The organism is Kaustia mangrovi (genome assembly GCF_015482775.1).
GTDB classification, from domain to species: Bacteria; Pseudomonadota; Alphaproteobacteria; order Rhizobiales; family Im1; genus Kaustia; species Kaustia mangrovi.
In genome coordinates, this window is the sequence record NZ_CP058214.1 from 1,721,986 (window position 1) to 1,738,144 (window position 16,159).

Here is a 16,159-nt window from a genome sequence, read left to right on the forward strand (position 1 = left end):
GGAGTGCGATCCGAAGACCGGGGAACTTCGGTGCTATCCCGGCACACTTGAAGGCGCCGTTTCCAGCCTCCGCCAGACCGCCTTGGCGATCTCCATGATCAGGATCAGCGACAGGGCGGCCGGCACCAGCATCAGCCATGTGTCGACCGCGATGGGCGCGACATCCAGGACATCGCTCAGCCCGGGAATGAAGGCGGCAGAGATATGCACCGCCTGGGCGCCGATGGCGGCGATGACCACCGGCCAGTTGTGGCTGAAGGGGATGCGGAAGGTGGACCGCGTCTCCGAGCGGCAGTTGAAGACATGGGCGTTCTCGAAGGCCACCATCAGGAAGAGCAGCACGTTGCGCGCCTCGAACTCGCTCCACCCCATGGAGAGCGCCCAGGCGAAGACCCCGTAGGAGACGAGCCCCATATAGATGCCGGAGACCGCGCTCTCCCCGATCATCAGGCGGTCGAAGATCGGTTCGCGCGGCGGCCGCGGCGGACGGTTCAGGAGCCCCGGCTCGCGCCGCTCGAAGGCCAGAGCCACATCCTGCCCGCCATTGGTCACCACATTGAGCCAGAGAAGCTGGACCGCGGTCAGCGGTATCGGCAGGCCGGTGAAGATCGCCGCCATGAACATCACAACCTCCGCCGCGCCCGTGGAGATCATCAGATAGACGACCTTGCGGATATTGGCGTAGGCCGCGCGCCCTTCCTCGATGCCGGCGACGATGGAGGCGAAATTGTCGTCCGTCAGGACGAGGTCGGCGGCGTCCCGGGCGACATCGGTCCCGCCGCGGCCCATGGCGACGCCGAGATCGGCGCGCCGGAGCGCCGGGGCGTCGTTCACCCCGTCGCCGGTCATCGCGACGATCTCGCCGGCCGCCTTCAGCGCATTGACGATATCGACCTTCTGCGACGGCTCCACGCGCGCGAAGACGGACGCGCCGGCGAGCAGCGCCTTCAACTCGCCGGGGCGGTCGGCGAGACGGAGGATGTCGTGCCCGGTCACCACGTCGTCGCGGTCGCGGGCGATACCCAGTTCGCGCGCGATGGACAGGGCCGTCGCGGCATGGTCGCCGGTGATCATCTTCACCTTGACGCCGGCCCGGAGACAGTGGGCGACCGCCTGGGCCGCCTCCGGCCGCAGCGGGTCGATGAAGCCGACAAGCCCGATGAGGGTGAGCTCGCGAAGCTCCGGCTCCATGCCCCGCCATCCGGGCTCGCCCGGCGCGGCACGGAGCGTCCGCCCGGCAATGGCGATCACGCGGTATCCGGCCGCCGCCAGCTCCTCCGCGGCACGATAGGCCTCCGCCCGCCCGGCCTCCTCGCACAGCGGGACGATCACCTCCGGCGCACCTTTCATCTGCAGCCGGCAACCGTCCTCGCCGGCATTGACCGTCGCCGCGAAGCGCCGTTCCGCGGAGAAGGGGATCTCCGCATGGCGCGGCGCGGCCGCGCGCAGCGCCGCGATCTCCAGGCCCGCCTTCTCCGCCAGCACCAGGAGCGCCAGGTCGAGCGTGTCGCCCGAACCGCCATCCACCCCGTCGTCCGGATCGCGCTCGGCATCGTTCACCGTCGCGCCGGCGCGGGCGAGCGCCACGACGTCCTTGGCGTCATGGGACGGCAGGGGCGCGCCCTTCCAGTGGAAGACGCTGCTGACATCGTAGCCCCCGCCGCCGACCTCCACGGTCCCGAGGCGCGGAAGCCAGAGCCTGGAGGCGGTCAGCCGGTTGACGGTCAGCGTGCCCGTCTTGTCGGTCGCCACGACGGTGCACGCGCCGAGCCCCTCCACGGCGGGCAGGTGGCGCACGATCACATTGCGGCGCGCCATGCGAGCCGTCGCGATGGACAACGCAACCGTCACCGCGACCGGCACGCCCTCCGGAATGATCGAGACAGCAAGAGCGATGGCGATGAAGAAGGTGTCGCGAAACGGCGCGCCCACGGAGAGCTGCTGAAGGATGAGCCCGGCGACGATCGCGATCGCGATTGCCCCGATAACGTTGGAGAAACGCTGCAGGCGCCGCGTCAGGGGCGGTACGACGGCCGGCCCGTGCAGGGCCTTCGCGATACGGCCGAGCTCGGTTGCCCCGCCGGTCGCCACCACGAGGCCCTCGGCGCGCCCCCTCTGCACGGTCGAGCCCGCAAACAGCATGGTCCGGCGCTCGGCCAGCAGCGTGGCCTCGTAGAGACGGGCCTCCGCCGTCTTGGCGACCGGCACGGATTCGCCGGTCAGCGAGGCCTCGTCGGCCGACAGGTCGGCGGATGACAGCAGGCGGATATCGGCGGGAACCCTGTCGCCGGCATCGATCAGGACGACATCGCCCGGCACGAGCGCGGCGGCGTCCATCCGCCGGACGCGCCCGTCGCGGCGCACGCGGCTTGCCACCTGGATCACGGAGCGCAGAGCGGAGAGATTGGCCTGCGCGCGCCACTCCTGGACCGTGCCCACCGCAGCGTTGATGACGAGAACGATGAAGATGAAGACGGCGTCGGCGAGCTCGTTGAGAACCAGAGCGACCGAGCCCGCGATCAGGAGGAGGTAGATGAGAGGGTTGGCGAACTGGGCGACGATGACGTCGGCCAGCGTGCGCTCGGGCGCGGCCGGCAACGCGTTGCCACCATACCGCGCGAGGCGCTCGGCGGCCTCCTCGCTCGACAGCCCTCCGCGATCCGTATCGAGCCGCCGCGCGGCCTCCGCGGCGTCCAGCGCATGCCAGGCGCTGTGCGGCGCTTCGTCCGGGACGCGACTGCCGCCGGGCTCTTCCGGGTGCTCGCGTATGGGTGGGAGCTCCATGAGCGCACAAGTGCCCGAAAGACCGAGGGGTGTCCACCGGCTTCGCCGGTCCCGGCCTGCCGCACGAGCCGATCCGTTCGCCGGTCGGGCCGCCCCCGGAGAGGGGGCCGGGGCGGCCCGCCTGCGGTCACGAGGTCGGCTTCACCTCGATTTTCCTGCTTTCGGCAGCAGCAGGTTTCTTGATCTTCACGGTGAGAACGCCCTTCGACATGGTTGCCTCGACATTGGCCGGGTCGATGCCCGACGGCAGCTCAAGGGACCGCGAGAAGGCGCCGTAGCTGCGCTCGACAAGGTGGAAGTCCTTGTCCGTCTTCTCGGTTTCCGCCTTCTTCTCGCCCTTGATGGTGAGGACGTTGTCGACGAGCGTCACATCGACATCCTTCTCCTCAAGACCCGGCAGCTCCGCGGTCAGCTCGATCTCGCCATCGGTCTCCGACACGTCCATGCTCGGCGTCAGGCCGGCGGAGCCGAAGCTGGGCAGCCCCGACCTGAAATCGTCGAACAGGCTGTCGATCTCGCGCTGCAAGCTGCCGAACGGGTTGCTCTGGCGGCCCAGAAGATCCGTCCGGCCGCGGTGGCTTGGAGTCAGGGACCTGAGTTTCATCGGGAAGCCTCCTTCTCTCTGAAGCATTCATCCCACATCGATCAAAGAAGACATCGATTGAGATGTGTCCGGCATTGACCTGCGTCAATGGGGAGAGCGGGTCGCGAGAGGTCAGGCGGCGAGCCGGACCGGACCGACGCGAACCCTGCGCGAGCCCTCCAGAGAAATCGCGCCCGTCTCCTGGAGCTGGGTCATCGTGCGCGACACGGTCTCGATGGTGAGGCCGAGATGGTCGGCGATGTCCTGGCGCGACATCGGAATGTCGATGACCGCCGCATCGCACTGGCGCTCCGCCGCGCTGGCGAGAAAGGCCATGACACGCTCGCGCGCACTCTTGCGCCCGAGCAGCACCATGTGCTCGTGCAGCCGGCCGAGCTCGCGGGTCGCCGCGATCCACAGGGCGCTGCCGAGCTCGGCGTCGCGGCCGGCCGCCGCCATCAGCGCCGCGCGCTTGACGATCACGACCCGGCACGGCGTCACCGCCTCCGCGGAGAAGGTGTGATTGGCGCAGGGCTCGAAGCCGAAGACGTCGCCGGGGAAGTGGAACTCGCCGATCTGGCGGCGGCCATCCTCGAGGAACTTGCAGGTGCGCACGACGCCGGAGACGACCTTGTAGACATAGTCGGCGGGCTCCTCCTCGGCGAAGAGCTCCTCGTTGCGCTCGAACGACATGGCGCTGCCCATCATGGCGAGCGTGTCGCCGAGAACGTCGCCGGACATCTCCGGAGCCGCCGCATTGCCCGCGACATACGGGGAGACGCCGTCCGCTGCTTCGTAAAGATGACTGTTCAACATGGCCGTAATCCCCTGTTCGCTGAAGTGATGCTCAAGGGATAGGACAGACGGGGCACGGGCAAAATTCGGATATTGCCCTTAAGGGGAATCCCGTAATTGCCGAGGGGTGGGCCAGTCTCGATTATCCTGCGGCGCATTCCCCGGCCATTCATTGATCTTGGTCAAGGGCCTCCGGTCCCCTCAGGCCGTAATGTGCGAACAGACGCCGAGGCGGCAGGGTCCGCAGCACCGGCCTTGAGTCGAACGAGGACAACAGTGAAGCCGACCATCCTCATTGTCGAAGACGACAAGGCCGTCCGCGAATCCCTGCGGATGGTTCTGGAGGTCTATGGCTACACGGTGGAGGAGTTCGCCACCGGCGAGGATCTCATCGAACGCGCCGAGCCGGTCGACGGCGCCTGCATCATTCTCGACATCCATCTGCCCGGAGCGAGCGGGATCGAGACCCTGGAGAGGCTGCGCGCGCACAGCGGGCCGTTCAACGCCATCCTGGTGTCGGCGCGCGCGACCGACCGGATGCAGAACGACGCCCGGCGCCTTCACGCGCTGGCCCTGTTCAGCAAGCCGGTGGATATCGACCGCCTTCTCGGCACGATCTCCGCTCTCGAGCAGTGAGCGGGACCCCGCCTCCGGTCACCCCACCTCCCCGTCGATGCCCCCCTGGACGATGAAGGCCATGCGCACCACCTGAGAGAGGCTCGAGGCCTCCAGCTTGTGCATGACGTTCGCCCGGTAGATCTCGACCGTTCGCGGGCTGATTCCGAGATCGTGGGCGATGATCTTGTTGGGGTGGCCGGCGACCAGCCCGTCGAAGACCTGGCGCTCGCGCTCCGTCAGCGTGTCGAGCCGGGTGCGGATCTCCGCCCGGCTGTCCTCCTGGTGCTGCGCCCTGGAGCGGAATTCGAGCGCGGAGCGGATCGCGGCGATCATGCGCTCGTCGTCGAACGGCTTCTCGATGAAGTCGAAGGCCCCCGCCTTCAGGGCCTCCACCGCGAGCGGCACGTCGGAATGGCCGGTGATCACGATCACGGGCAGGAACTTGTCGACCTCGCGCATATGGTGCAAGAGCTCGATGCCCGTCATTCCGGGCATGCGCACATCGGTCACGATGCAGGCGAAACCGAGGGAAGGGAGGGTCTCCAGGAAAGAGTCCGCAGAGTCGTGGCCGACGACCTCGAATCGCTCCGCCGCCAGCAGGAAGGCAAGCGAATCCCTCATCGCCTCGTCGTCGTCGATGACGTGGACGAGTCCCGCGCTACTCATCGGTATTCTCTCCATCGATCCGCGGCAGGGTGAAAGTGAATATGGTACCGCCCTGCGGATTCGGCTCAACCCATATGCGTCCGCCATGGGCCTCCACGATGGTGCGGCAGATCGACAGGCCGACCCCCATGCCGTGCGGCTTCGACGTCACGAAGGGCTGGAACAGCTTGGCCGCCACATCCTCGTCGAGCCCGATCCCGGTATCGATGACGCTGATTCTCGCATAGCCGTCCCCGGCCTCGCCGGTCGCGATGGTGACATTGCGGCGCGGGCATCCCTCCACCGCCTCCACGGCATTGCGCATCAGATTGAGCAGCACCTGCTGGACCTGGACCTTGTCGGCGAACACCGTATCGACTGCAGAATCGAGCTGGAAACGGACCCTGACGGCGTGTTCCTTCGCCCCCACAAGGGCAAGCGCCCCGGCTTCCTCGATGATCTTGGCAAGACTCTCGACCGAGCGCTCGCTCTCACCGCGCGACATGAACTCGCGAAGACGGGTGATGATCTGGCCGGCCCGCAGCGCCTGGGCCGCCGCACGGTCCAGCGCGCCCACCAGCGTCTCCCTGGGCGGTGTCTCGCCGCTCTCCAGGAGCCGCTGGCAGCCCTTGAGATAGTTGGAGATCGCACTCAGCGGCTGATTGAGCTCATGGGCGAGGTTGGAGGCCATCTCGCCCATGGCCGTCAGGCGGGAAATATGGACGAGCTCCGTCTGCAGCTCCTGGAGGCGCGCTTCGGTCTCCTGGCGTTCCGTCAGGTCCCGGATGAACCCCGTGAAATAGCGATGCTCGCCGTTGTTCATCTCCCCGACATTGAGCTCCAGCGGGAAGGTCGATCCGTCCTTGCGCTCGCCGACCACGACGCGGCCGATGCCGATGATCCGCCGCTCGCCCGTCTCCAGATAACGCGAGATATAGACGTCGTGCGCCTCGCGATAGGGCGACGGCATGAGCATGGACACATTCCGCCCGACCACCTCCTCGGCGGCATAGCCGAACTGCTTTTCCGCCGCGGGCGAGAAGAACTGGACAATACCCTGCGGGTCGATCACCACCACGGAGTCCGGAACCGTCTCCAGAATGGAAGTCAGATGCGCCTCGCGCGCCCGCAGCGCGCTGACGGTCGCCTCCTGCTCGCCCATGTCGCGCACGACCTTGACGAAGCCCGCCGTCCGGCCCTCCGCATCGAGGAGCGGCGTGGTGACGGCATTGGCGACGTAGGTCGACCCATCCTTGCGCCGCCGCACCCCCTGGTCCTCGCAGCGGCCGGTCCGCTCGGCGAGCGCGAGCTGCTGGGCGACCTTGTCCGCCGCCCGGTCCTCCGGCAGGAACGCCATGGAGATGTGCTGTCCGACCGCCTCTTCCCGGGACCAGCCGGCGATCCGTTCGGCACCGGTATTCCAGCCCTTGACGATGCCGCCGGTGTCCACGACGACGATCGCATAGTCGGTAATGGCGTCGGCCACACGGTCATGGCCATCCGCGCCGTCCATCGGACCGGTTATCGCCGAATTCTCACTCAAGAGGCTCCTCGTCGCCCATGCTTTGCAAGACTGTGACATCCGGATTCGACGCCGCAGCGCCAGACTATAGCCCGGATCGATCCGTTGCGCATGTGCACTGCAGCAATCTCATTTCACGCATTCATGCCGATGCAAAGTACAAAAATCGCCGCAAACGGAAATCGATGCCAGTGGGAACCGCCGCGGATCACCGGATATCGCCGGTGTCGCGCAGGGCGGACGGCGAAATGCGAGGCCCGCTCGAATACGGGCAGAGTGGCGGAACGCCGCATAGCGCGCGCTCTCTCCGCCCACGTCCCTCACTTGCCCTGCATCCGCGCGGTCTTCCAGCGCGCCCCTGTCGAGGACCACAGTTGTGCCGAGGTTGCAGGGCCGTTTTCAATCGTCTTTCGCGCGTTATTTTCCTGAATTGTACTGATACTATTTTTCGAGAAACCTGAAAATTCGTGGCACATACTGAAAAAATTCCGCCAATTGTTGCATTTCGACAGAGAACCTTGCTAAATCCCCGGCGGGCAAGGACGCACATCCGTGTCCGACACCTGTTCCGGCGCGCCGATCCGCTGCGTTCCGACCGCTGCATATTCCATCGCAACCAGACCCGCAGCGCCGGGCGGACCGCGCGCAACGCCAATCCGAGAAACAAGGGGAGACCCGTTCATGAAAACCGTCTGGCAGAAGCTCGCATGCCTGACCGGCGCCGCACTGATGGTGGCTGCCGCGGGCGCGGCATCCGCGCAGGAGAAGCTGGTCGCCGGCGTCGAGGCCGCGTTCCCGCCCTGGGCCTATGTGGAGGATGGCGAGTACAAGGGCATCGCCATCGACGCCATGCGCGCCATCGCCGAGGACCAGGGGCTCGACGTCGAGTTCAAGGACCTGCCGTGGCCCTCTCTCATCCCCGCGCTGGCGCAGGGCAAGATCGACCTTCTCGTCACCGGCCTCAACGTGACGCCGGAGCGCGCGAAGGTGCTCGACTTCTCCATTCCCTGGTGGGAGAACGACGACGAAGTGCTGGTCGCCGACGACAGCGAACTCAATGTCGCGACCGCGCTGTGCTGCGGCGCCACGATCGGCGCGCAGGGCGGTTCCACCCAGTACAAATGGCTCGACGAGAACCTCGCCAAGGCCGACGGCGTCGACGTCACGGTGCGCGGCTACGAGGACTATGTCACCGCCGTGGAGGACATGCTGACCGGGCGCATCGATTCCGTCGTCACCTCCACCGACACCGCGGAGGACTTCATCGCCAAGGGACGGCCGATCAAGATCATCGGCACGATCCAGCAGAACCAGCCCCAGGCGCTGGCCGTCAAGGAGGGCGACCCGAACGAGCTTCTCGCCAAGCTCAACAAGGGGATCGTGAACCTCTACAAGTCGGGCAAGTGGGAGGAGATCGTCCACGAATACGCGCCGCAGTCGACGATCCGCCCGATCCCGACCTCCATGCCGGACTTCGTGGATTCCTACAAGAAGCCGATTCCCGGCTACGACGGCTGACACAGGAGCCGCACCGCCCCGGGGCCGCAAGCGGCCCCGGGGCGGGCCCCATACCGAGCATGGTGTCTTCGCGATAACGCCTCCCCCGTCTCCGCATCCTTGCCGGGCATGACGGGGAGAGGCAGGCCCAGCCGGGCGAACGGCCGGCGGCCGGTCGCGACGGCACCCCGCGTCAAGCAGAGGTTCACCCCATGGACGACGGCGCCATCTGGTCCGTGATCGTCTCCCAGATGCCCTATCTGCTCACGGGCCTGTGGATCGGCATCAAGCTTCTGGCCGCCCTTCTGGCGCTCGGGCTCGTGCTGGGCCTCGTCATCGCGCTGATGGAGGTCTACGGCCACTGGAGCCTGAAGGCGCTCGGCATCCTGTTCGAGCGCGTGTTCAGGGGCATTCCGGCCATCGTGCTGCTGCTCCTATTCTACTATGGAGTGGGCGGGTACGTGGAGCTGTCCTCCTTCGCCGCCGCCGTGCTCGCACTCGGCCTGCGCTCCACCGCCTACCAGTCGCAGATCTTCCGCGGCGCCATCCAGGCGGTCCCGCAGGGCCAGCTCGTCGCGGCCCGCGCAATGGGCATGAGCATGCCGCGCGCCATTGGCGAGATCGTCCTGCCGCAGGCATTGCGCCATGCCATCGGGCCCTGGACGAACGAATTCTCCAGCGAGCTCAAGGCGACCTCGCTCGCCTATGTCATCGGCGTGGTCGAGCTCACGCGGCAGGCCAAATACATCATCTCGAACACACAGGGGAATATCTTGCTGATCTTCGCTGTGGTCGGGCTTCTCTATTTCATCGTGAACTGGGCCGGAAACCGCGTTCTCTACCGCCTGGAGGACAGGCTCGCGGTCCCGGGCTTCGAGCGGAGGGACGCGGCATGACGAGTCTTCTGGAGGTTCGCGACCTTCACAAGCGCTATGGCGAGACGGAGGTGCTGAAAGGCGTCTCGCTCGCGCTGGAGCGCGGCCAGTCCAAGGTGGTCATGGGACCGTCGGGAACGGGCAAATCGACGCTCCTGCGCTGCATCAACCACCTCAATCCGCCGGATGCGGGCACGGTCCTCCTCGACGGCGAGGAGCTCACCGCGCGCAACCTGAACGCCATGCGCCAGCAGATCGGCTTCGTGTTCCAGGACTTCAACCTGTTCACCCATTTGCGCGCGCTCGACAATGTGCGCATCGGGCCGATGAAGATCCTGGGGACGGACCGCAAGGCGGCGACGGAGCTCGCCATGACGGAGCTCGACCGCGTCGGCCTCGCCGACAAGGCCGACAGCTACCCGGCGGAGCTCTCCGGCGGCCAGCAGCAGCGCGTCTCCATCGCCCGCGCGCTCGCCATGCAGCCCAAGGTCATCCTGTTCGACGAGCCAACCTCCGCGCTCGACCCGGAACTCACCGGCGAGGTCGTCTCGGTCATGAAGCAGCTCGCCGCCGACGGCATGACCATGCTGGTGGTCAGCCACGAGCTCGGCTTCGCGCGCTCCGCAGCCGACGAGATCGTGTTCATGGACGGCGGCCACATCGTCGAGCAGGGCCCGCCGGATCGCCTGTTCACCGCGCCCGAACACGAGCGCACGCGCAGCTTCCTGCAGGTCATCGCCGCCCATGACCATCAGGGCGATGGAGGGACCGCATGAGCGAGTTCGTCGACTTCGCCCTGGAGCACCTGCCCTACATCCTCGAGGGCCTGCCGATCACGCTCGGCCTGTGGGTGATCGCCATGGCCATCGGCTTCTGCTTCGGGCTGGTGCTGGCCTGGGCGCGCATCTATGGCGGGCGCCTCGCCTATGGCGCGGCGACGGTCTATGTGGAGGTGTTCCGCGGCACGCCCATGCTGGTGCAGATGCTGTTCATCTATCTGGGCCTGCCGGAGATCGGCATCGTGCTCGACCCGTTCACCGCGGCGGTGGTCGCCATCGGGCTCAACACCTCCGCCTACCAGGCCGAATATTTCCGCGGCGCGATCCGCTCCATCCCGAGAGGCCAGATGGCGGCGGCGCGCGCCATGGGCATGAGCGACCTGGAAGGCCTGCGCTATATCGTGCTGCCCCAGGCCCTGCGCCGGGTCATCCCGCAATGGTCGAACGAGGCGATCCTGGAGCTCAAATTCACCTCCATCGCGTTTGCCATCGGCGTCTCGGAGATCACCGCACGCGCGGAGACGGTGGGGTTCACCACCTTCCGGTTCTTCGAGGTCTTCATGATCGTTGCGGTCATCTATTTCGTGCTGACCGGCACGGTCGCCCAGCTCCTCTACTGGCTGGAGATCCGCACGCGCATTCCCGGCCTGTCCCAGACCGGCTGAGGTCCGCCGGACGCCTCTGTGACTCGAAAGACACACACCGGCACAATTGTCTCCCGACACTGCCGCTAATCCCGCCGTGGACATTGACCGGACGCACCCGGCTGGGACAAAAGGCTGTGTACGTGTCATCTCGTACCGCCCTGCGCAAAGCTCTTCGAACATCGGGGAAAGAGGCAGGAATTCGGGGTGCCGCCAACTCCAGAAGAGAGAGTGGGAGAACAGACATTATGACGAACTCCAAGTGGCTCCGTCGGGCGCTGCTGGGCGGTGTGGCGGTTACCGTCATGTCGACCGGCGCACAGGCCGATGAGCTGACCGCCCTGAAGGCGCAGCTCCAGGCTCTGCAGTCCCGTGTGAACCAGCTCGAAGCCCAGCCGGCTGCGTCCTCGCAGCTGCCGGAGGGTGCGAGCTTCATCACCTTCAAGCGCGGCACCGAGGCGACCGCCGACTGGAACACGGCGCGCGTCGGCGACGCGGTTCCGAACGACCGCGGCTTCACCATCGCCATCACGCCGACCGCCGACCTGCCGGCGCCGGTCCACGAGGTGACGGTCTCCGGTTACGTCAAGGGCGACGTGATCTACGACTTCAACCAGGATCTCGGCAACGCCTTCAGCTTCACCGGCATCACCGACGACCCGGACAGCGCCGAGCATATCCGTCTGCATGCCGAGCAGTCGCGCTTCCGCATCAAGTCGCGGTCCGACACCTCCATCGGCCAGATCCGCACCCTGATCGAGGGCGATTTCTGGGGCGGCGACTTCCGCCTGCGCCACGCCTGGGGCGAGTGGGACATGACGCCGAACCTGACCCTCGGTGTCGGTCGGTACTGGCGCAACTTCATGTCGCTGATCACCGGCGTCTCGACGGTCGACTTCAACGGCCCGATCGGCCTGATCGGCACGTCGCGCAACAACCAGGTTCGCCTGACCTATCATGACGGCCCGATGGAGTTCGCGGTCTCGATCGAGGACCCGACCGGCGATTCGAGCCAGGGCAACGGCAACGACCTGCTGACCGGCGTGCTCGGCACCTTCACGACCGGCTCGCCCACCACGACCATTTCGGTTGAGACCGGCGGCGCGTCGGACAACCTGCCGGACCTCAATGCCCGCTTCCAGTACTCCGCTCCGGGCGGCTGGGAGTTCCTGGTCTCCGGCATGCTGCGTAACTTCCACACCGATGGCGATCTCGGCTTCGATGGCGACAGCGCTCTCGGCTGGGCCGTCCAGGGTGCGGTGAACTTCAATCTCGGCGACATCGCCACGCTGACCACCTCGGTCATGTATGGCGACGGCATCGGCAACTACCTCTACGGTGCGAGCTACGGTGCCTATGTCGACCTCAACGGCGACATCAAGACCATCGAGGGTCTCGGCGTCTTCGCCGGCCTGTCCTTCGACGTCACCGAGGCGACGACGTTCAATGTCGGCTGGGGCTGGGCCAAGATGAACTCCGGCGACACGCGCAAGGCGGCCGATCTCTACGGCGAAGAGATGAACCGCGAGATCATGAGCGTGCATGCCAACGTCATGTGGCAGCCGGTCCGCGAGATGCGCCTGGGCTGGGAAGTCATCTGGGCCGACCGCAAGTATCGCGACGGCGGCGGCTACGATGCGGCCACCGACACGGTGCTCGACGGCTCCAACGAGCACGGCGACGCCTGGCGCGCCCAGTTCGGTGCGTGGTTCTTCTTCTGAGAACCGCTCAGACAGACAGCCTGAAATCGGCCGGTCCGGGCAACATGCCCGGGCCGGTTTTCTTTTGGAGACGCACCATCCGAAGGTCGCGCGGTCCCGTACCGAACAGCGCGGGTCACACTCGGCGATAATGCTTCCGGGAAGACGATGGCGGGGCGCCCCGCCGCCGGGTCAGGCCTGGCCGCGCAGGGCCGGCAGGCCGACGCCGGTGCTCTCGAACCCGCCGTCGGACGCGACGATCTGGCCCGTCACATAGCTCGCCTTGGGCGAGCACAGGAACACGATGACCTCCGCGATCTCGTCCTCCGATCCGTAACGGTTGAGCGGGATCGCATCGTGATAGGCCGCGATAATCTCCGGCGTGTGGACGGCCATGGCGAGCTTGGTGCGCACCGGGCCCGGACAGACGCAATTGGCCCTGATCCCGTATTCGCCGAGCTCTGCCGCCTGCTGCCGAGTGAGCTGGATCACCGCCGCCTTTGAGGTGCCGTAGGCGACACGGAGCGTGGAGGCGCGAAGCCCCGAGATCGACGCGATGTTGACGATGGAGCCCCGGGAGGCCTTCAGGGCGGGCGTCGCCGCCTGGGACATGAGGAACACACCGTCGAGATTGGTCTCCATGACCCGGCGCCAGCGCGCGAAGTCCGTCTCCTCGATGGGCCCGAAATCGGCCACACCGGCATTGTTCACCAGCGCGTCGAGCCCGCCATGGGTCCCGGCGACCTCGCCGATAGCGGCGTCCACCTCGTCGGGCTTGGAGACATCGCAGACGATGGGCAGGGCATTCTCCAGCCCGGCCGCTGCCTCCTCAAGAGCCGGCGCGTCCCGGTCGATCATCGCGACCTTCCAGCCCTCGCGCAGGAACAGCTTCGTGGTCGCAAGGCCGATTCCGCGCGCCGCGCCGGTCACCAGGGCTGTTCTGAGCGTCATCCGTCCGTCCTCTGTTGAAATGGTCCGCGACCGCGGGCCCGGGGCGCCCGTCAGGGCGCAGCATTTCCCATCAGCAATCCCATCCCGCCATCGACCCTGAGATCGACGCCGGTGATGAAGCCGGCCGCGTCGGAGGCCAGGAACAGCGCGGCCTCCGCCACGTCCCACGCCGCGCCCTGCCGCTTCATCGGCACCTGGGCGGCACGGCCCGCGCGCACCGCCTCCGCATCGGAGGAGGTCGCCACATGGGCGAGCACATGGGGCGTGTCGATCATGCCCGGAAGCACCGTGTTGGCACGCACGCCACGCGCGGCATATTCCGCCGCCACGCTGCGCGCAAGCCGCCCGAGGGCTGCCTTGGACGCCTCGTAGCCGGCATAGGGATAGGGCCCGCTGAGCTCTGCGGCAAGCGTGGAAATATAGACGATGGCCCCGCCGCCGTCGCGCTCGAGCACCGGCAGGGCGGCCTGCGTCAGGTGGAAAGCCGCATCGAGATTGACGGAGAAGACGCGCTGCCAGTCCGCGAACGGCGTGTCCTCCACCCCGCCTCTCGTGGAGATGCCGATATTGAAATGCAGGATATCGAGGCCGCCGAACGCCACCTCCGCCGCCTCGATCGCGGCCTTCGCCTCGGCTGGCACGACCATGTCGCCGACAAAGGGCTCCGCCTCGTGCCCCTCGCCGCGGATCAGCCCGACGGTCTCCATGACGGCCGCCTCGTCGCGGTCGACGGCGAGCACCCGCGCGCCCTCGCGCGCATAGAGAACGGCGGAGGCCTTGCCGTTGCCCCAGCCCGGCCCGACCGCTCCGGCGCCGATCACGGCGACCCGCTTGCCCTGGACGCGTCCGGTCATTGCATCACCATCTGCGGAAGCCTGAGCGCGATCTCCGGGAAGGCGATCACAAGACCGAGGACCAGGAGCTGGACCAGCACGAAGGGCAGCACGCCGCGATAGATGTCGCGCATGGGCAGGCTGTCGCCCGCCGCCCCCTTCAGATAGAAGAGCGCGAAGCCGAATGGCGGCGTCAGGAAGCTCGTCTGGAGGTTGAGCGAGACGAGGATCGCGAACCAGTAGATCATCTCCGCCTTGGCGACATGGTCGCCCAGATCCATCACCTCCACGATGGGGGCGAAGATCGGCAGCATGATCAGCGTGATCTCGATCCAGTCGAAGAAGAAACCCATGGCGAAGATCATCGCCATGATGGCGAACAGCAGCCCCCATTCGCCGAAGGGCAGCGCACGCGCCAGCTCCACGATGAAATGCTCGCCGCCGACCTTGCGGAAGATGTAGGAGAAGGCGGTCGCACCCACGAAGATGAAGAAGAGCATGCCGAGCGAGCGGATCGAGCCGTTCATCGAGGCCTGCAGCGTGTCCCGGTCGAGCCTGCCGCGCAGCAGGCCGAGCAGGAGCGCGGCGGCCACGCCCACGCCGGAGGCCTCCGTCGGCGTCGCGATGCCGCCGAGGATCGAGCCCAGAACGGCAACGATCATCACCAGCGGCGCGAGCACCGATTTCAGCGTCTCCAGCCACAGGCCCCTCGCCTCCTCCGCGCCGAGCGGCGGCGCCTTCGGCGCAAGCTGCGGCTGCAGGAAGGAGCGCACGACGATATAGGCCACATAGCACACCGACAGCAAAAGCCCCGGCAGGAGCGCGGCGATGAACAGGTGGCCGAGCGAGACCGACAGGAGGTCGCCCATGAAGACTAGCATCACCGACGGCGGGATGAGGATGCCGAGCGTGCCGGCGGAGGCGACGGTGCCCGCCGAGAGCCCCTTGTCGTAGCCGCGCTCGAGCATTGTGGGGACGGCGAGCATGGTGAGCATGACCACCGAGGCGCCGATGATGCCGGTGGCCGCCGCCAGGATCGTGCCCATGAGGACCACCGCCAGCGCCAGCCCGCCGGGGATCGCGCGCATGAGCCGCTGCAATGTCAGGAGCAGGTCTTCCGCGATCCGGGTCTTCTCCATGATCAGCCCCATGAAGATGAACATGGGCGCTGCGACCAGCACGGCATTGTCGATGGTGCCGGAGAAGATCCGGTTGGGGATGAGGGTCGCGTGAATGAGGCGCATGTCGCCGGTCCACACGGCGAGCAGGCCGAAGACCAGCGACACGCCCATCAGCATGATCGCCACGGGCGCGCCGGAGAACAGCGCGACGATCAGCGATACGAACATCGCGCCCGGCAGGGCTGAGGAGACGATCTCCGCCATCGCTCAGCGCTCCCAGGGGTCGCGCAGGAGATCGGGGCGCCTGAGCGCCACGACGGTCCGCATGAGGACGGAGAGCCCGCCGAGAATGGTCAGCACCGCGCCGATGGGGATCGCCGACTTGATGATCCAGCGGTCCGGCAGCCCGACGCCGCCGGGGCTGCCCTCGCCACGCACGAAGGCCCGCCAGGTGAAGTCCGTGCCGAACCACACCAGAAGCGCCATGAACGGGATCAGGAATGCCACGATGGCGAAGATCTCGATCCGGAACCGGGTCGCGGGCCGCATGTTGCTGGAGAACAGGTCGATGCGCACATGCGCGTTCTCGATATAGGCCCAGCCGAAGCACAGGACCGCAATGGCACCGTGGAGATGCCATTCCAGCTCCTGCAGCTTGAAGGACCCTGTCGCGAAGAAGCGCCGGCCGATCACGTCGTAGAGGATGACCGCCATCAGCACGACGAGCAGCCAGCCGCAGCCGCGCGCCACGATGCGGCACGGCGCGGCCATGAGGTCGGACAATCGCAACAGGGTCTTCATCGGATCAGTCG

General features: G+C 66.9%; 15 protein-coding genes. 6 read left to right on the forward strand and 9 right to left on the reverse strand.

Annotation, left to right across the window (positions count from 1 at the left end):
* Positions 1-33: 33 nt before the first annotated feature.
* The 3 genes from HW532_RS08040 to HW532_RS08050 form a co-directional block, all read right to left on the reverse strand.
* On the reverse strand, positions 34-2,784 hold the full coding sequence (locus tag HW532_RS08040) for a cation-translocating P-type ATPase (protein WP_213163888.1): 2,751 nt from the start codon (positions 2,782-2,784) through the stop codon (positions 34-36).
* A gap of 127 nt (positions 2,785-2,911) precedes the next feature.
* Entirely contained in the window at positions 2,912-3,388 is a 477-nt protein-coding gene (locus HW532_RS08045; protein WP_213163889.1) for an Hsp20/alpha crystallin family protein, read from the reverse strand.
* A 111-nt stretch (positions 3,389-3,499) separates the two neighbouring features.
* Positions 3,500-4,183: a cyclic nucleotide-binding domain-containing protein gene (locus HW532_RS08050; protein ID WP_246479703.1), complete on the reverse strand. Its 684-nt coding sequence runs from the start codon at positions 4,181-4,183 to the stop codon at positions 3,500-3,502.
* A gap of 255 nt (positions 4,184-4,438) precedes the next feature.
* Here HW532_RS08050 and HW532_RS08055 point away from each other — a divergent pair, with 255 nt between their 5' ends.
* Positions 4,439-4,798: a response regulator gene (locus HW532_RS08055; protein ID WP_213163890.1), complete on the forward strand. Its 360-nt coding sequence runs from the start codon at positions 4,439-4,441 to the stop codon at positions 4,796-4,798.
* A gap of 18 nt (positions 4,799-4,816) precedes the next feature.
* Here the strand turns inward: HW532_RS08055 and fixJ are convergent, their stop codons facing one another.
* Positions 4,817-5,446: a response regulator FixJ gene (gene fixJ, locus HW532_RS08060; protein ID WP_213163891.1), complete on the reverse strand. Its 630-nt coding sequence runs from the start codon at positions 5,444-5,446 to the stop codon at positions 4,817-4,819.
* Positions 5,439-6,968, reverse strand: coding sequence for a PAS domain-containing sensor histidine kinase (locus HW532_RS08065; RefSeq protein ID WP_343068659.1), 1,530 nt, complete (start codon positions 6,966-6,968; stop codon positions 5,439-5,441). The genes fixJ and HW532_RS08065 overlap by 8 nt, the downstream gene beginning before the upstream one ends.
* A 660-nt stretch (positions 6,969-7,628) precedes the next feature.
* On the opposite strand from HW532_RS08065, the gene HW532_RS08070 reads away from it, so the two are divergent.
* The 5 genes from HW532_RS08070 (at position 7,629) to HW532_RS08090 (ending at position 12,463) form a co-directional block, all read left to right on the forward strand.
* A complete protein-coding gene (locus HW532_RS08070; protein ID WP_213163892.1) occupies positions 7,629-8,465 on the forward strand; it encodes an ABC transporter substrate-binding protein in 837 nt (278 codons plus the stop codon).
* Positions 8,466-8,656: 191 nt separating this feature from the next.
* Positions 8,657-9,340, forward strand: a complete 684-nt coding sequence (locus tag HW532_RS08075; protein WP_213163893.1) for an amino acid ABC transporter permease — start codon at positions 8,657-8,659, stop codon at positions 9,338-9,340.
* Positions 9,337-10,095: an amino acid ABC transporter ATP-binding protein gene (locus HW532_RS08080; RefSeq protein ID WP_213163894.1), complete on the forward strand. Its 759-nt coding sequence runs from the start codon at positions 9,337-9,339 to the stop codon at positions 10,093-10,095. Before HW532_RS08075 ends, HW532_RS08080 begins: the two co-directional genes overlap by 4 nt.
* Positions 10,092-10,763 (forward strand): amino acid ABC transporter permease, encoded by a 672-nt coding sequence (locus HW532_RS08085; protein WP_213163895.1) that lies wholly within the window; start codon positions 10,092-10,094, stop codon positions 10,761-10,763. The genes HW532_RS08080 and HW532_RS08085 overlap by 4 nt, the downstream gene beginning before the upstream one ends.
* Before the next feature lie 227 nt (positions 10,764-10,990).
* Positions 10,991-12,463 (forward strand): type IV pilus assembly protein FimV, encoded by a 1,473-nt coding sequence (locus HW532_RS08090; protein WP_213163896.1) that lies wholly within the window; start codon positions 10,991-10,993, stop codon positions 12,461-12,463.
* A gap of 171 nt (positions 12,464-12,634) precedes the next feature.
* Here HW532_RS08090 and HW532_RS08095 read toward each other — a convergent pair whose 3' ends face one another.
* From HW532_RS08095 to HW532_RS08110, 4 genes are read right to left on the reverse strand one after another with little or no spacing between them, the layout of a single operon-like run.
* The gene (locus tag HW532_RS08095) at positions 12,635-13,393 is read right to left on the reverse strand and encodes an SDR family NAD(P)-dependent oxidoreductase (protein ID WP_213163897.1); all 759 of its coding nucleotides are present in this window, start codon (positions 13,391-13,393) and stop codon (positions 12,635-12,637) included.
* Between the two features lie 50 nt (positions 13,394-13,443).
* Positions 13,444-14,247 carry an SDR family NAD(P)-dependent oxidoreductase gene (locus tag HW532_RS08100; protein ID WP_213163898.1) on the reverse strand — a complete coding sequence of 268 codons (804 nt, stop codon included), beginning with the start codon at positions 14,245-14,247 and terminating at the stop codon, positions 13,444-13,446.
* Positions 14,244-15,611 carry a TRAP transporter large permease gene (locus tag HW532_RS08105; RefSeq protein WP_213163899.1) on the reverse strand — a complete coding sequence of 456 codons (1,368 nt, stop codon included), beginning with the start codon at positions 15,609-15,611 and terminating at the stop codon, positions 14,244-14,246. Before HW532_RS08105 ends, HW532_RS08100 begins: the two co-directional genes overlap by 4 nt.
* Positions 15,612-15,614: 3 nt before the next feature.
* Positions 15,615-16,148 carry a TRAP transporter small permease subunit gene (locus HW532_RS08110; RefSeq protein ID WP_213163900.1) on the reverse strand — a complete coding sequence of 178 codons (534 nt, stop codon included), beginning with the start codon at positions 16,146-16,148 and terminating at the stop codon, positions 15,615-15,617.
* Between the last annotated feature and the right edge of the window lie 11 nt (positions 16,149-16,159).

Coding starts and splice junctions, on each gene's coding strand:
- HW532_RS08040 (WP_213163888.1), bottom strand. CDS start 2,784: ATGGAGCTCCCACCCATACGCGAGCACCCGGAAGAGCCCGGCGGCAGT.
- HW532_RS08045 (WP_213163889.1), bottom strand. CDS start 3,388: ATGAAACTCAGGTCCCTGACTCCAAGCCACCGCGGCCGGACGGATCTT.
- HW532_RS08050 (WP_246479703.1), bottom strand. CDS start 4,183: ATGTTGAACAGTCATCTTTACGAAGCAGCGGACGGCGTCTCCCCGTAT.
- fixJ (WP_213163891.1), bottom strand. CDS start 5,446: ATGAGTAGCGCGGGACTCGTCCACGTCATCGACGACGACGAGGCGATG.
- HW532_RS08070 (WP_213163892.1), top strand. CDS start 7,629: ATGAAAACCGTCTGGCAGAAGCTCGCATGCCTGACCGGCGCCGCACTG.
- HW532_RS08075 (WP_213163893.1), top strand. CDS start 8,657: ATGGACGACGGCGCCATCTGGTCCGTGATCGTCTCCCAGATGCCCTAT.
- HW532_RS08080 (WP_213163894.1), top strand. CDS start 9,337: ATGACGAGTCTTCTGGAGGTTCGCGACCTTCACAAGCGCTATGGCGAG.
- HW532_RS08085 (WP_213163895.1), top strand. CDS start 10,092: ATGAGCGAGTTCGTCGACTTCGCCCTGGAGCACCTGCCCTACATCCTC.
- HW532_RS08090 (WP_213163896.1), top strand. CDS start 10,991: ATGACGAACTCCAAGTGGCTCCGTCGGGCGCTGCTGGGCGGTGTGGCG.
- HW532_RS08095 (WP_213163897.1), bottom strand. CDS start 13,393: ATGACGCTCAGAACAGCCCTGGTGACCGGCGCGGCGCGCGGAATCGGC.
- HW532_RS08100 (WP_213163898.1), bottom strand. CDS start 14,247: ATGACCGGACGCGTCCAGGGCAAGCGGGTCGCCGTGATCGGCGCCGGA.
- HW532_RS08105 (WP_213163899.1), bottom strand. CDS start 15,611: ATGGCGGAGATCGTCTCCTCAGCCCTGCCGGGCGCGATGTTCGTATCG.
- HW532_RS08110 (WP_213163900.1), bottom strand. CDS start 16,148: ATGAAGACCCTGTTGCGATTGTCCGACCTCATGGCCGCGCCGTGCCGC.